Here is a 14,248-nt window from a genome sequence, read left to right on the forward strand (position 1 = left end):
CCGTTCTAACACGGCCGGCCCCCAGGGGATACGGCACACCTCCACAGCACCACCGAACACGTTCGCCACCGGCGGCCACGGGGTCCGGCCCCTATCCTTACCGCCATGACGACTTCCCACCGTGCCGGTCAGGTGACCCAGGCGGTCATCCTGGCCGGGGGCCAGGGCTCACGTCTGCGCCCCTACACCGACGACCGCCCCAAACCGATGGTGGAGATTCCCGGAACCGGGACGCCGATCATCGGTCACCAGCTGGAGTGGCTGGCGTCGGAGGGGGTCACGGACGTGGTGGTGTCCTGCGGGCACCTGGCCGAGGTCCTCCAGGAGTGGCTCGCCGGCGCCGACCTGCCCATGAAGACCAGCACGGTCGTCGAGCACGAGCCGCTGGGGCGCGGTGGCGGCCTCAAGTACGCGGCGAAGGCGCTGCCGCATCCTGACCAGCCGTGGTACGCCGCCAACGGCGACATCTGGACGCGGTTCTCCCTGCGGGAGATGGCGGCGTTCCACATGGAACGAGGCGCGACGGCCACGCTGGCCCTGGCCCGGCCCAACATGCCGTGGGGCGCGGTGGAGACCAATGAATTCGGCCACATACTGGACTTCATCGAGGCCCCTCCGTCGCCGTACCAGATCAACGCGGGCCTTTACGTCTTCGCCCCGGACTTCGCCGAGCTCCTCCCGGACGAGGGGGACCACGAGCGCACGACGTTCCCGCAACTGGCCAGGGAGCGCCGCTTGGCGGGATATCCGATCCCTCAGGGCGCCTACTGGCGTGCCATCGACACCGCCAAGGACCTCAAGGAAGCCGCGAAGGAACTGAGCCAGGCCTGAGTGATGACCGAGACCCCCCACATCGAAGACGCCCCCGAGAGCGCCCTCCCCCGCCTGCTGGTCGAGCCGCCGTGGGCCGGGGCCGGGAAGACCGCCGAACCCGCCGTCCTCAAGCTGAAGGCGATCAAGGATCCGACCGTCATCCGCTGGGCTCCCGGCCAGCGGGAGGATTGGCTTGACCGCCCGTACAAGTACGGCGAACGCATGCCCCAGGACACCGACTGGGCCGAGATCGCCGAACTCTTCGCCGGAGACGGCGCCCTGGAACTGCTGAAACGGGACAAGAAGCGGTTCGAGACCCTGTTCGTCGGGCTGGTCATGCAGGCCCCCCTGGAGCTGGGTGAGAAGCTGCTCGCCGACGAGCGCTACTGGGATCCCTTCGTCAAATTCTGGAACCTGGGCGCCGACCGCGGCGCGGTGGCACGCCACGGAATGGCCGCGTATCCGCTGGTCATGCACCAGGCGAAGAAAAAGAAGTGGACCGTCTACCCGCTCGTCCCGTTCCTGGACCACGCCGTCACCCAAGCCATGATCAAGGACTTCGCCCCTTCCTCCTCGTACCTGGGCAACGACGACCAGGAGTCCTGGTACGCCCTGCACGGGGTGGACGCGGTCCGGCTGACGATCCCGGACGCGCTGCGCAAGCCCGGTCCGAAACGGGAGCTCGCGGAGGCGGTACTGCGGCACGTCGCCGAGCGGCACGGCGACGAGATCCTCGTGGAGGCGGCCCGGTGCTACGGTGACGAGGCCGTGGAGGCGATCTCCGCGCTGCGCACCGACCCGCTCGACCAGTATCCCGACCCGCTGCCGGACGTCCCGGAGGGATGGGATCCCAATCGGCTGCCGCGGATCCTGATGCGAGGACGGGAGCGGGCGCTGCCCGCCTCCGCGACCCGGCACTTCATCACGATGCTGTCCATCTCGGACGTGTGGAAGCCGTATCCGGCCGTCCCCCAGGTCGCCGAGCACCTGGACCCCGCCTCGCTGGCCGAGTTCGTCTGGGCGCTGTACCAGGCCGACCGGCACCCGAAACTGTGGGCCTCGCCCGGCGTCCAGCACGCCCTGCTCCATATGAGCGACGATCGCAACGCCGACCGCCTCGCCCCGATCGTCGCCCGGTGGTCGAAGGCGCGCGTGTGGGAGACGGGAGGGGCGAGCGCGCTGAACCTGTTCACCCGCCTCGGCACCGACTCCGCGCTGCGCCATCTGCACCAGCTCGCGCGCAAGGCGCAGGACCCGGCGAGGATCCGGCGGAACGCGCAGGCGGGTCTCGACCGCATCGCCAAGGAACGCGGGCTCACCTCCGAGCAGCTCGCCGACCGGCTCGTGCCCGACCTCGGGCTGGACGCCGAGGGCTCGATGGCGCTCGACTACGGCCCGCGCCGGTTCGTGGTCGGCTTCGACGAGCAGCTCAAGCCGTTCGTGACCGACGAGGACGGCAAGCCCCGCAAGACGCTGCCCAAGCCGGGCGTCAAGGACGACGACACCCTCGCGCCCGTCGCCTACAAGCGGTTCGCCGACCTCAAGAAGGAGGCCCGGACGGTCGCCGCCGACCAGATCAAACGCCTGGAAAGGGCGATGGTCACGGGGCGTTCCTGGACGCCGGAGGAGTTCCGCGCCATCTTCGTCGGCCACCCGCTGATGTGCCACATCGCGCGCCGCCTGGTGTGGTCCGCCGGCGAGGCAACGTTCCGGGTCGCCGAGGACCGGTCCCTCGCCGACGTCCACGACGACGAGTTCACCCTGCCGCCGGACGCCCGCGTGACCCTGCCGCACCCGGTCCTGCTCGGCGCGGACGCCGTGGCGGCCTGGGCGCCCGTCCTCTCCGACTACGAGATCCTCCAGCCGTTCCCGCAGCTCGGACGGCCCGCGCACGCGCTCGCGGACGGCGAACGCGACGCGGAGCGGCTGACGCGCTTCGAGGGGTGCACCGCCCACTTCGGCAGGTTCCTCGGCATGACGTCCCGGGGCTGGGATCTCGGCGAGAAGGAGACCGGCGGGTTCCGCCGCCAGGTGAACCTCATGACGCCGGACGACCGGCACGTGATGGTCGCCTTCGAGCCGGGCATCCGCGTCATGGACCCCGAAGAGTACGCGGAGCAGACGATCCAGTACGTCATGCTCATGACGGGCCGGTACTCCGGGAAGGCTCTCCCCTTCGGCGCGCTCGACCAGGTCACCGCGTCCGAGGTCATCGCCGAGCTGACCCGCGTCACCGGCTGACGGGCGGCCGGGGTCCACCGATCGGTGGACGGCAGGTTCAACCGGTCGAGGCTCATGCCGGACAGGGGCTCGCGGCGAGCATTTCTCGCATGACGAATCTCACCGTACGCATGGCCCGGTGGAGCGCCGGGCACCCCTGGCGCGGGATCGCCGCCTGGTTCCTGTTCGTCGTCCTGTGCCTCGGCGCCGGGATCGCGGTCGGCGGGCACGCCGCCACGACCGAGGACTTCCGGATCGGCGAGGCCGGCCGGGCCGAGGCGATGGCCGCCGAGGGCGGGCTGCAGCAGAAGCCCGTCGAGCATGTCCTGATCACCGGCGGCGGGGCCGCGGCCGGCGCGGCGGCGCAGGACGCCGCCGCGCGGATGAAACGGCTCCCTGAGGTCGAGTCGGTGTCCGCGCCGGTGCGGTCGAAGGACGGCACGGCGCTGCGCGTGGACGTGACCCTGAAGGGCTCCGAACTCCAGGGCACGGACCACGTCGAGCCGTTGATGGCGCAGACGGCCGCCGTGCAGGCGGCCCATCCGGACGTGAAGGTGGAGGAGACGGGCAGCCCGTCCATCAGCAAGGGCGTCGACGAGCTCCGCGACGACGACCTCGCCCGCACCGAGGTCATCGCCCTGCCGATCACGCTGCTCACGCTGCTGGTGGTGTTCGGGTCGTTCGCGGTGGCGGTCGTGCCGGTGGTGCTCGCGCTCACCTCGATCGCGGCGGCGATCGGCCTGTCGATGCTCGCCTCGCACGTGTTCCCGGACGCCGGCATCGGCGCCAGCGTGATCCTGCTGATCGGCATGGCGGTCGGCGTCGACTACACGCTCTTCTACCTCAAGCGGGAACGGGAGGAACGGGCCCGTTCGGGCGGCCGGCTGAACGCGCGGGCGACGGTGGAGATCGCCGCGGCGACGTCCGGGCGTTCGGTCGTGATGTCCGGGCTCGCGGTCGCCGTGTCGAGCGCGACGCTGTACCTGGCCGACGACGTGATCTTCTCCTCGATCGCCACCGCCGCGATCGTCGTCACGCTGGTCGCGGTCGTCAGCTCGCTGACCGTCCTGCCCGCCGTGCTGGCGAAGCTCGGCGGCTGGGCAGAGCGGCGGGCGGCCCGCCGCGGCCGGACCCCGAAGGCGCCGCGGACCGGCGGCGGACGGATCACGAAGGCGATGCTGCGCCCCACCGGCAAGCACCCGGCGGCGACGTTGGCCGTCTCGGTGGTGGCGATGCTGGCGCTGGCCGCGCCGCTGCTGAACTTCAACCTGACCGACATGGGCCGCGACAGCCACCCCCGGCAGATCCCCGCGATGCAGGTCTATGACCGGCTGAACGCGGCGTTCCCCGAGCTGAAGTCGATGCACCAGGTCGTCGTCAAGGCGGACGCCGACCGCGCGGACGAGGTGCAGGCCGCCTTGCGCGACCTGGCGCAGCGGGCCCAGGGCGACCCGCTGCTCGCCGGGACCTCGGAACTGCGCACCTCGGCTGACCGGCGGATCAGCCTGCTCGAACTCGCGGTGCCGCACCACGTCAGCACCGACGAGGCACAGCGCTCCCTGGACCATGTCCGCGGCGAGTACGTGCCCGCGACGGTCGGCAAGCTCGGCGTCGAGACCGCGGTGACCGGCGACGTGGCCCGCTACGCCGACTACCCCGACCATCAGAAGAGCAAGCTGCCGTTCATCATCGGCGCGCTGCTGCTGGTGACGTTCGGGATGACCGTCTGGGCGTTCCGGTCGGTGGTCCTCGGGCTGATCGGCGTGGTGCTGAACATGCTGTCGGCGGGCGCCGCGCTCGGCGTCCTCACCCTGGTGTTCCAGGGGACGTGGGCGGAGGGCCTGCTCGACTTCACCTCCACCGGGTCGATCGGCTCCCGCGTCCCGCTGTTCCTGTTCGTGATCCTGTTCGGGCTGTCGATGGACTACCAGGTGTTCGTCATCAGCCGGATCCGGGAGGCGGCGCTGGGCGGCGTCCCCACGCGGCAGGCCGTGCTGGACGGGGTCGGCGGCTCGGCGAGCGTGGTGACCAGCGCCGCGTTCGTGATGGTGACGGTGTTCACCAGCTTCGTCTTCGTCCACGTCATCGAGCTGAAGCAGATGGGCTTCGCGCTGGCGGTGGCCGTGCTGCTGGACGCCGCCGTCATCCGCATCATGATCCTGCCCGCGCTGATGCTGCTGCTCGGCGACCGGTGCTGGTGGCCGTCGCGGAGCATCCGGCGGACCACGGACGACGCGGCGGGGCCGGTGCTGCAGAACGTAGGCTGATCAGCGTGACGCAGCCCGGCGAACGGCCCCAGGAACGGGCGCTCCGCAGGTGGTACGCCGGCGCCTGGGTGCTGTTCGGGCTGGTCCCGCCCGCGATCGCGGTGTGGGACCAGCCGGAGTCCACCAGGTCGGCCACGATGGCGCTGCTGTCCATGCTCGGGCTCTGCTACCCGATCACGGGAACGTTCCCCGGGAACCCGGCGCTCCGCCGCAACACGTTCCTGGGCGCGCTCATCGCGGGGATCGGCGCCGTCTCCTACCTGATGGACGGCGCCGCGTCCCTGCTCATCGTCTCGCTGCCGCACTTCTGGATCCTCGCCGGAAGCCCGCGGCGCGCGGTCGTCCTCAGCGGCGCCGCCACCGCGGCCACGGTCGCCGCCGACGCGGCCCGGACGGCCCCGGGCGGGGAGCACCTCAGCGGCAACTCCATCGCCGCGGTCGTCGGGGCCGCGGCCGGGATCCTGTTCGGGCTGTGGATGCACCGGGTCGTCGGGCGGCACGACGAACGCGCCCGCCTCCTCGCCGCGGACCTCGCCGACGCCGAGCGGCGGCTCGCCGAGGCGCAGCGCCGGCAGGGCGCCACCGACGAGCGCGAACGGCTAGCCCGGGAGATCCACGACACGCTCGCGCAGGGGTTCGCGTCCATCGTCGTCCTGGCGGAGGCGGCCCGGAACGGCCTCGGCGCCGATCCGGGCAGAAGCGCCCAGCAGCTCGTCTCGATCGAGCAGACCGCGCGGGAGAACCTCGCCGAGGCGCGCGTCCTCGTCGGGGCGGCGTCGCAGGGCGAGGTCGCCCCCGGGTCCGTGGCCCGGACGCTGCGCCGCACCCTCGACCGGTTCGCCGAGGACACCGGGCTCACCGTCACCGCCGACCTGCCGGACGTCGACTGCGACCAGACGACCCGGATCGCACTGCTGCGCTGCACGCAGGAGTCGCTCGCGAACGTCCGCAAGCACGCCGCCGCGTCCACGGTCGGGGTCGTCCTCGAACGGCATCCGCACGGCGTGGAACTGGAGATCACCGACGACGGGCGCGGCTTCGTCGTGGTGGAGTCCCGCGGCTTCGGCCTGGACGGCATGCGCCGCCGCCTCGCCGAGCTGGGCGGCGAGCTCACCGTGACCAGCTCCCCCGGCGACGGGACCCGGATCCTCGCCATGATCCCCGCGAAGGCATGACATGAACGGGAAACTCAGGATCATCGTGGTGGACGACCACACGGTCATGCGCGCCGGCGTCGTCGCGCTGCTTGCCGCCGAACCCACCATCGAGATCGTCGGCGAGGCGGGCGACGGCCGCGAGGCGGTGGCCCTCGCCGAGCGGCTCCGGCCCGACGTCGCGCTGCTCGACCTGCGGATGCCCGTGCTGGACGGCGTCGCCGCCACCGCCCGGATCGGCCCGACCGGGACCCGCGTCCTCATCCTCACCACCTACGACACCGACACCGAGATCGAGCGCGCGATCGAGGCCGGCGCCATCGGCTACCTGCTCAAGGACACCACGCGCGACCAGCTCGTGGACGCCATCCACGCGGCGGCGCGGGGCGAGACCGTCCTCGCCCCGCGCGTCGCGGAGAAGCTCGTCGCCCGGATGCGCCGCCCCGAGCAGGCCGCGCTGACCGCCCGGGAGATCGACGTGCTGCGGGCGGTCGCCGACGGCCTGTCCAACGCCGAGATCGGCCGGCGGCTCGTCATCGCCGAGGCGACCGTCAAGACGCACCTCCTCCGCGTCTTCGCCAAGCTGGACGTCAGCGACCGCACCCACGCCGTCGTCGTCGCCATGGACCGCGGCCTCCTGCCCCGCTAGTCGGCGCTGGCGACCGGGAGCGAGCGGAGCCGGAAGGTGGCCAGGAACGCCCCGATGAGCGTGACCGTGACCAGCAGGCCGATGGCCAGCGGGAGGTCGACCGTCGACTTGACCGGCGAGGCTCCGGTGAGCGCGTCGATGACCGACAGGGACCACTGCTGGATGGACGCCGACTTCGCGCCCGGCGCGAAGCTGCCCAGCAGCGTCTCCCACACCAGCGCGTACAGCAGGCCGATGGTGACGGCGTTGCGGCTGGCGACCGCGAGGGCGACGAACACCGCGCTGTAGGCGACGCCGCCGGCCAGGACCCCGACCGTGAACGCCGGCGTCATCTGCGCGGTCGTCCCGGTCAGGACGAGGCCCGCCAGCAGCGTCGGGACCACCGCGAAGACCGTCACCAGCACGATCGCCACGGCCAGCTTCGTCAGCACGATCACCTCGCGCGGGATCGGCTTGGTCAGCACGTACATGATCTGGCCGTCGTCGATCTCCGGCCCGATCACGCCGGTGCCGGCGATCAGCGCGAGCAGCGGCAGCAGCGTCGCCAGGCCGAACTTCTGCAGGACGTTCGCCGAGATGTCCAGGTCGTCGTTGCCGGTCACGCGCAGGGCGACCGCCAGGACCAGCAGGAGCAGCGGCAGCACCAGCAGGAGCAGCGCGCGCTTGCGGCCGAGCATCGCCCGGAACGTGATCATCGCGATTGTGCCGTTCATCGGGCCACCAGATAGGAGAAGACGCTTTCGAGGGACTCGTCCGCCGGGGAGACCTCCCAGAGCCGCACCCCGGCGTCCCGCGAGACCTGCGGAAGCAGCCAGGTGAAGCGCTGGAAGTCGACCGCCTCGATCTGCAGGCCCTTGTCGGTGAGCTGGACGCTGCGGGCCGAGCCGTCCGCGATGATCGCGGCGGCGAGCCGGCGGTCGTCGGACGAGCGGACCAGGAAGATGTGCGGCCGGTCGGTCATCAGCCGCCGGATCTTGCGGAAGTCGCCGGACGCGGCGTGCCGGCCCGCCACGATCACCTCGATGTGGCTGGCGAGCCGCTCGACCTCCTCCAGGATGTGCGAGGAGAACAGGATCGTGCGGCCCTCGGCGGCCATCCGCTGGATGAGGTCCATCAGCTGGAGGCGCTGCCTCGGGTCCATGCCGTTGAACGGCTCGTCCAGCAGCAGCACCGGCGGGTCGTGCACCAGGGCCGACGCCATCTTGATGCGCTGCTTCATGCCCTTGGAGTAGTTGCCGATCGAGCGTCCGGCCGCGTAGTCCATCTCCACCAGGCCGATGGCGCGGCGGGCGGCGGCGCCCGGGTCGGGCAGCTTGTGCAGCTTGGCCATCGCGAGGATGAACTGCTCGCCGGTGAGGAAGTCGTACGCCGACTCGCGCTCCGGGACGAGACCCAGGCTGCGGTAGATGCCCGGATTCCGCCAGATCGGCGTCCCGTCCAGGGTGACCGAGCCCGACGACGGCGCCAGGAACCCGCCCATCATGTGGATCAGCGTCGACTTGCCGGCGCCGTTCGGGCCGAGAAGCCCGGTGACGCCCGGCCCCACCTTCATCGACACGCCGTTGACCGCGACGACGTTCCCGTACCAGCGGGACACGTTGTCCAACACCAACTCGCTCATGCTCCCTGTGGGGGGACGACCCCCCACACCCCCCGTCTCGCTCCGCTCACTCTTGCCCCCCGAGGGGGGACGACCCCCCACACCCCCCGTCTCGCTCCGCTCACTCATGAGAGGCCCGCCTTCCGGAACCTGCGGTACAGCACCGCGATCGAGCCGAGGACGATGACGGCGCACAACGCCAGCGCGACGGCGCCGCCGGCGATCCCGGACGGCACCCCGGGCGAGGACGTCTGCGCGCCCAGCAGCCTGACCTGGACGATGTCCACCAGGTTGAACGGCGTGAACAGCCCCGCCCAGCCCTGGAGGGTGAAGTTCGTCTGCGCCTCGGCGATCCCCTGGACGGCCCCGACGAACGCGGCGCTGATCATGTAAACGGCGATGACGGCCGCGACCCCGAAGCCGCGCCGCGGGGTGAACGCCGCGACCACCATCCCGATCGCGGCCAGCACGAGCGCGAACAGCACGCAGCCGACCAGGGCGCCCAGGTACTTGAGCACCTGCTCGCCCGGGTCCGGCATCTTGGCGATCAGACCGCCGACGTACAGGACGGTGACGGGCACCGCCATCAGCGCGAACAGCGCGGTCGCCATCGCGGCGCCCTTGGCCAGCACGAAGTCGAGATGGCCGACCGGTCGCGAGAAGTACAGCGGGATGACGTGGAAGCGCACCTCCCGCGAGGCCAGCACCGGCGCCTGCGTCGCCAGGAAGATCGCCACGATGACCTGCATGATGACGACGTAGGAGGAGTAGCGGAACAGCGCGTCCTCCTGCTTGCTGAACGCGAACGCCGCGACCGACCCGGCGGCCGGCAGCAGCATGATCGCCGCCAGCAGGAACGGCATCACCTTGGCGCGCGCCGGACGGCCGAGGCCGTAGGCGGCGCGCAGGTTGTGGACGTACAGCGACCGCAGCACGTACGCGCGGCCGTTGCGGCGGCCGTCGTAGTGGCGGTAGCCGATGTCGTGGATCGTGCTCGTGCTCATCGGGGCGCCCCCTGCTGGACTGTTCCGGTGGGCGGCTGCGGCGCGGCCGGCGTCTGGAAGACCTCTTCGATGTGGTGGCGGCGCTGCTCCAGCCGGATGAGCCGCAGCCCGAGATCGGCGACGCCGTCGCGGATCAGGTCGTAGGTCTGCTCGCCCGCGATGTCGACGACGAGGAACCGGCCCTCCGGATGGACGGACACGCCCTGGTCGTAGAGGTGCTGCCCGAGGTTGTCGCGCCCCTCGTCCACCTCGACGGTGAGGACGCCGCTCTCGGCCGTGTACGCCTCGACCGCCTGCGAGCGCAGCAGCTTGCCGCCGTCGATGATGACGACGTGGTCGCAGACCCGCTCCAGCTCGCCCAGCAGGTGGGACGTGACGAGGACGCTGATCCCGAACTCGGCGCCGATCCGGCGGATCAGGTCGAGCATCTCGTCGCGCCCGGCCGGGTCCAGGCCGTTGGTGGGTTCGTCCAGGAAGACGAGCTTCGGGTCGTGGACGAGGGCCTGCGCCAGCTTCACCCGCTGCCGCATGCCGGTGGAGTAGCCGCCGATGGGGCGGTACCGCTCCTCGTACAGGCCGACGTGCCGGAGCGTGTCGGCCGCGCGTTCTCGGGCCGCGGTCGGCGGCAGCCCGCACATCCGGGCCATGTGCACGACGAACTCGGTCGCGGACACGTCCGGGGGCAGGCACTCGTACTCGGGCATGAACCCGACGCTCTCCCGGATCCGCAGGCCCTCGCGCGCGATGTCGAGGCCCAGCACGGTCGCGGTGCCGGACGTCGGCGGCAGCAGCCCGAGCAGGATCTTGATGAGCGTCGACTTGCCGGCGCCGTTGGCGCCGACCAGCCCGACGACTCCGGGTTCGACGGCCACGGAGAGGTCGTCCAGGGCGGTCACCCGGGGGAACCTCATCGTCAGGCCCTGGGTGGCGATGATCGGCATACTTCGAACCTAGTCCCCGGCGACGTGCCGCACGTCACCCTGAAGGGCGATGAGGGGCAGCCTTTGGTCCGATGCCGGATCGACCTAAGTTCGCCGAACGGCCGACCTTCCGCTCCGCCGCCGCAGCACGGCCGACCACAGCGCCCGCTGGACGAGCAGCGTCAGCGACCCCGCGATGATCATCCCGGCGAAGTTGACGGCGAGCTGGAGCAGCGAGCCGGTGATCTCGCTGCCGTGCCGGAGCGCCATCGCGACCGCGAGGTTGCCGGCGGCGGGCACGGTGGTGACGGAGATGAAGACCCCGACCAGCGCCGACGACTTGCCCGCGGTGAGCGACAGGACCCCGGCCGCGCCGGCGAGCAGCGCGACGATGAACGACCAGCGGTCCGGGCTGTAGATGAACGCGGTGAGAGGCCGCTCGGCCGGCAGCCGGTCCAGCTCGATCACGCCGATCCACCGGCTGACCAGCGCGCACACATAGGTGATCACGATCGCCACGGCGAACCCGACCAGCAGCGCCCGCACCGCCTCGGCGATCCGGCCCGGCTGCAGCCGCACGAGGCCGTAGCAGATCGCCGCCACGGCGCCGAACTCCGGCCCGAGGACCATCGCGCCGACCACCAGCACCGGCGAGTCGATCAGCGCGGCGATCCCGGCCAGCTGCGTGGCGAGCGCGAGGAACGCGACGAACGACCAGGTCAGTGCCGTCCCCTCGGCGACCTGCCGGTCCAGCTCCTCCCAGACGACGGCGTCGTCGCCGTGGCCGGGCGCCAGCTCCTTGGCGAGATCGGCGCGCTGCGACAGCGTCAGGTCGACCTTGTCGAGCGCGATGGAGCCGTCCCGGTCGACGCCGAGCGCGCGGAGCGCGTCCAGTACCTCGTTCGCGGCCTCGCGGGCGATGTCGGCGGTCACGAGGTCGCCGCTCGGGGCACGCGCGGCGCCTTCGAGGACGACCACGTTGGTGGCCCCGGCGCAGTCGGCGAGAACGGCGCACACCTCGTCCGTGTGGTCCGCCGGGACGATCGCTCTGAGATGCAGCACGGGCCAATCGTGCCCTAAACGGCGGGGCGCCGTAGCGCGGAAGCCAGTCCTACGCTTTGATCGGTTATTTGCCTGCATGGTGGCAAAAATCGACAGATAACCCCAGGGCGGTGAGGGCATGGCACGGACGCCGGTGCCGGTGACCGCGGTACGGACGGCCGCGGCGGCGCTCGCGGTCGCCGTCCCGCTGGTCACGGCGGGCTGCGAGGGAAGCGCGGGGCTCTCGGAGACGGGATCTCCGTCGTCGGGCACCAAGCCCGCGCCCGGAGCGGAGGCCCGGGCCCGCAAGGACCTAACGAGCCTGCGCCTCGCCTCGGAGGGCGACGGCGACGGCTACAAGCGCGACAAGTTCGGCACCCGCTGGAAGGACACCGATCACAACGGCTGCGACCAGCGCAACGACGTCCTCGCCCGGGACCTGACGAAGGTCGAGAAGAAGGGCCGCTGCATCGTCCTGGCCGGCCACCTGGACGACCCCTACAGCGGCAAGGAGATCACCTTCGCGAAGAAGGACGCCGCCAAAGTGCAGATCGACCACGTCTACCCCCTCGCGCTCGCCTGGCGGATGGGGGCGTCCAGGTGGAGCGAGGACAGGCGCGAGCAGTTCGCCAACGACCGCGACAACCTGCTCGCCGTCTGGGGCGTGCCGAACCAGCAGAAGAGCGACTCCGGCCCCGGCGAATGGAAACCGCAGAAGGGCTTCCAGTGCGTCTACGCGATCAAGTACATCGCGGTGGCCGAGAAGTACTCGCTCCCGGTCACCCGCCCCGACCACGACGCCCTCCAGAACTTCCTCGGGCGGTGCTGACGCCTCGTATGCTCGTCGGATGAGCAGCGAATCAGGCGGTAAGGGCATCGAGGGCGCGGACGACGCCACGGACGAGCGGGTGCGGGTGCGGACGGAGCGGGGCGTCGGGGCGCGGGCCACCGGCGCCGAGGTGACCGGCGCGTCCGCGACCGGTCTCACGCTGCGGCTCGGCAACGGGCTCGGCTCGCTGGCGCTCGGGTCGATGGCGGTCGGCGCGCTCGCCGTCGGCGCGGTCGCGATCGGCAAGCTCGTCGTGAAGCGGGCGGTCATCGCCCATCTGGAGGCGGGGACCGTCGAGATCAAGCACCTGAAGGTCGGCCGCCTGGAGATCGACGAGCGTTAGCCGAGCGCCGAGCGCACCACGCCGGCGAGGTGCTCGGCCACCGACCGGGCCTGGTCCTCGGAGGCGGCCTCCACCATCACGCGGACCATCGGCTCGGTGCCGCTGGGCCGGATCAGGACGCGCCCGGTGTCGCCGAGCCCCTCCTCGGCGGCGGCGACGGCCTCGGCCAGTTCCGGCGAGGTCTTCGCGCGGTCCTTGTCGACGTCCTTGACGTTGATGAGCACCTGCGGCAGCCGGGTCATCACCTTCGTCAGCTCGTCCAGCGGGCGGCCGCGGCGGACCATCGCGGCGAGCAGGTGCAGGCCGGTGAGGACGCCGTCGCCGGTGGTGGCGTGGTCCAGCATGATCACGTGCCCGGACTGCTCGCCGCCGAAGCCGAAGCCGCCCTCCTTCATCGCCTCCAGGACGTACCGGTCGCCGACCGCGGTCTCCACCACGGTGATCCCGGCCTCCCGCATGGCCAGCTTGAACCCGAGGTTCGACATCACGGTCGCCACGACGGTGTCGGCGGCGAGCGCGCCCGACTCGCGCAGGTCCAGGGCCAGGATCGCCATGATCTGGTCGCCGTCCACGACCTCGCCGGTCGCGGTCACGGCCAGGCAGCGGTCGGCGTCGCCGTCGTTCGCGATGCCCACGTCCGCGCCGTGCTCCCTGACGGCCTTCTGCAGCGCCTCCAGGTGCGTGGAACCGCAGCCGGAGTTGATGTTCAGGCCGTCCGGGGCCGTCCCGATCGTGAAGACCTCGGCGCCGGCGCGGCGCAGCGCCTCCGGCGCCACGTCGCTGGACGCGCCGTTCGCGCAGTCGACCACGACGCGCAGCCCGTCCAGCGACACCGGGACGGTCGACAGCAGGTGCGCCACGTACTGCTCGACCGCGCCGTGCGCCTCCCGGACGCGGCCGACGCCGGCGCCGGTCGGCGGGTCCCACACTTCGCCGAGCCGGGCCTCGATCCGGTCCTCGATCTCGTCGGCGAGCTTGTGGCCGCTGCGGTCGAAGAACTTGATGCCGTTGTCGGGGGCCGGGTTGTGCGACGCCGACAGCATCACGCCGAGGTCGGCGTCCAGCTCGTGGGTCAGGTGCGCGACCGCGGGGGTCGGCAGGACGCCGAGGCGCAGCACGTCCACCCCGGAGCTCGCGAGGCCGGCCACGACGGCCGCCTCCAGGAACTCGCCGGACGCCCGGGGATCGCGGCCGACCACCGCCACCGGCCGGTGCCCCTTGAACGCGCCCCGCTCGCCCAGCACCCGCGCCGCCGCGACGGACAGGTCCATGGCGAGCGCGGCGGTGAGGTCGCGGTTGGCGAGCCCGCGCACGCCGTCGGTCCCGAACAGACGAGCCACAGTTCAACTCCCGGTCGAAGAGGGGTCACCCCGGAAAAGCGGACGAGCCGCCGCACCCGGGTGCGCCG

Annotated in this window: 13 protein-coding genes; 7 read left to right on the top strand and 6 right to left on the bottom strand. The window is 71.7% G+C overall.

From position 1 onward, the window contains the following. Nucleotides 1-105: 105 nt before the first annotated feature. From ACQPZP_RS38930 to ACQPZP_RS38950, 5 genes are all read left to right on the top strand, one after another. Entirely contained in the window at nucleotides 106-831 is a 726-nt protein-coding gene (locus tag ACQPZP_RS38930; RefSeq protein WP_433474651.1) for a nucleotidyltransferase family protein, read from the top strand. Between the two features lie 3 nt (nucleotides 832-834). After that, on the top strand, nucleotides 835-3,054 hold the full coding sequence (locus tag ACQPZP_RS38935; protein ID WP_433474652.1) for a DUF4132 domain-containing protein: 2,220 nt from the start codon (nucleotides 835-837) through the stop codon (nucleotides 3,052-3,054). An 89-nt stretch (nucleotides 3,055-3,143) separates the two neighbouring features. Beyond that, nucleotides 3,144-5,300, top strand: a complete 2,157-nt coding sequence (locus tag ACQPZP_RS38940) for an MMPL family transporter (protein ID WP_433474653.1) — start codon at nucleotides 3,144-3,146, stop codon at nucleotides 5,298-5,300. 5 nt (nucleotides 5,301-5,305) lie between these two features. Continuing rightward, nucleotides 5,306-6,475 carry a sensor histidine kinase gene (locus tag ACQPZP_RS38945; protein ID WP_433474654.1) on the top strand — a complete coding sequence of 390 codons (1,170 nt, stop codon included), beginning with the start codon at nucleotides 5,306-5,308 and terminating at the stop codon, nucleotides 6,473-6,475. A gap of 1 nt (nucleotide 6,476) precedes the next feature. Next, nucleotides 6,477-7,103 carry a response regulator gene (locus ACQPZP_RS38950; RefSeq protein ID WP_433474655.1) on the top strand — a complete coding sequence of 209 codons (627 nt, stop codon included), beginning with the start codon at nucleotides 6,477-6,479 and terminating at the stop codon, nucleotides 7,101-7,103. Here the strand turns inward: ACQPZP_RS38950 and ACQPZP_RS38955 are convergent. The 5 genes from ACQPZP_RS38955 to ACQPZP_RS38975 form a co-directional block, all read right to left on the bottom strand. Next, a complete protein-coding gene (locus ACQPZP_RS38955; RefSeq protein WP_433474656.1) occupies nucleotides 7,100-7,816 on the bottom strand; it encodes an ABC transporter permease in 717 nt (238 codons plus the stop codon). The two genes, ACQPZP_RS38950 and ACQPZP_RS38955, sit on opposite strands and share 4 nt — an antisense overlap. Further along, nucleotides 7,813-8,724 carry an ABC transporter ATP-binding protein gene (locus ACQPZP_RS38960; protein ID WP_433474657.1) on the bottom strand — a complete coding sequence of 304 codons (912 nt, stop codon included), beginning with the start codon at nucleotides 8,722-8,724 and terminating at the stop codon, nucleotides 7,813-7,815. Before ACQPZP_RS38960 ends, ACQPZP_RS38955 begins: the two co-directional genes overlap by 4 nt. Before the next feature lie 104 nt (nucleotides 8,725-8,828). Continuing rightward, nucleotides 8,829-9,707: an ABC transporter permease gene (locus tag ACQPZP_RS38965; RefSeq protein ID WP_433474658.1), complete on the bottom strand. Its 879-nt coding sequence runs from the start codon at nucleotides 9,705-9,707 to the stop codon at nucleotides 8,829-8,831. After that, entirely contained in the window at nucleotides 9,704-10,648 is a 945-nt protein-coding gene (locus tag ACQPZP_RS38970) for an ABC transporter ATP-binding protein (protein ID WP_433474659.1), read from the bottom strand. The genes ACQPZP_RS38965 and ACQPZP_RS38970 overlap by 4 nt, the downstream gene beginning before the upstream one ends. 84 nt (nucleotides 10,649-10,732) lie before the next feature. Then, on the bottom strand, nucleotides 10,733-11,689 hold the full coding sequence (locus ACQPZP_RS38975) for a DUF389 domain-containing protein (protein ID WP_433474660.1): 957 nt from the start codon (nucleotides 11,687-11,689) through the stop codon (nucleotides 10,733-10,735). A 118-nt stretch (nucleotides 11,690-11,807) separates the two neighbouring features. Between ACQPZP_RS38975 and ACQPZP_RS38980 the strand changes: the two genes are divergently transcribed. Both ACQPZP_RS38980 and ACQPZP_RS38985 read left to right on the top strand, forming a co-directional pair. Next, nucleotides 11,808-12,497, top strand: a complete 690-nt coding sequence (locus ACQPZP_RS38980; protein ID WP_433474661.1) for an HNH endonuclease family protein — start codon at nucleotides 11,808-11,810, stop codon at nucleotides 12,495-12,497. Nucleotides 12,498-12,516: 19 nt separating this feature from the next. After that, the gene (locus ACQPZP_RS38985) at nucleotides 12,517-12,840 is read left to right on the top strand and encodes a hypothetical protein (RefSeq protein ID WP_433474662.1); all 324 of its coding nucleotides are present in this window, start codon (nucleotides 12,517-12,519) and stop codon (nucleotides 12,838-12,840) included. Here the strand turns inward: ACQPZP_RS38985 and glmM are convergent. After that, entirely contained in the window at nucleotides 12,837-14,180 is a 1,344-nt protein-coding gene (gene glmM / locus ACQPZP_RS38990) for a phosphoglucosamine mutase (RefSeq protein ID WP_433474663.1), read from the bottom strand. The genes ACQPZP_RS38985 and glmM overlap by 4 nt on opposite strands. Between the last annotated feature and the right edge of the window lie 68 nt (nucleotides 14,181-14,248).

Origin of the sequence: Spirillospora sp. CA-142024 (assembly GCF_050942325.1) — a bacterium.
Lineage (GTDB): Bacteria > Actinomycetota > Actinomycetes > Streptosporangiales > Streptosporangiaceae > Spirillospora.

Excerpts from the sequence above, each read along its gene's own strand:
- ACQPZP_RS38935 (WP_433474652.1), top strand. The coding sequence starts at position 835 with ATGACCGAGACCCCCCACATCGAAGACGCCCCCGAGAGCGCCCTCCCC.
- ACQPZP_RS38970 (WP_433474659.1), bottom strand. The coding sequence starts at position 10,648 with ATGCCGATCATCGCCACCCAGGGCCTGACGATGAGGTTCCCCCGGGTG.
- ACQPZP_RS38985 (WP_433474662.1), top strand. The coding sequence starts at position 12,517 with ATGAGCAGCGAATCAGGCGGTAAGGGCATCGAGGGCGCGGACGACGCC.
- ACQPZP_RS38930 (WP_433474651.1), top strand. The coding sequence starts at position 106 with ATGACGACTTCCCACCGTGCCGGTCAGGTGACCCAGGCGGTCATCCTG.
- ACQPZP_RS38950 (WP_433474655.1), top strand. The coding sequence starts at position 6,477 with ATGAACGGGAAACTCAGGATCATCGTGGTGGACGACCACACGGTCATG.
- ACQPZP_RS38965 (WP_433474658.1), bottom strand. The coding sequence starts at position 9,707 with ATGAGCACGAGCACGATCCACGACATCGGCTACCGCCACTACGACGGC.
- ACQPZP_RS38940 (WP_433474653.1), top strand. The coding sequence starts at position 3,144 with ATGACGAATCTCACCGTACGCATGGCCCGGTGGAGCGCCGGGCACCCC.
- ACQPZP_RS38955 (WP_433474656.1), bottom strand. The coding sequence starts at position 7,816 with ATGAACGGCACAATCGCGATGATCACGTTCCGGGCGATGCTCGGCCGC.
- ACQPZP_RS38980 (WP_433474661.1), top strand. The coding sequence starts at position 11,808 with ATGGCACGGACGCCGGTGCCGGTGACCGCGGTACGGACGGCCGCGGCG.
- ACQPZP_RS38960 (WP_433474657.1), bottom strand. The coding sequence starts at position 8,724 with ATGAGCGAGTTGGTGTTGGACAACGTGTCCCGCTGGTACGGGAACGTC.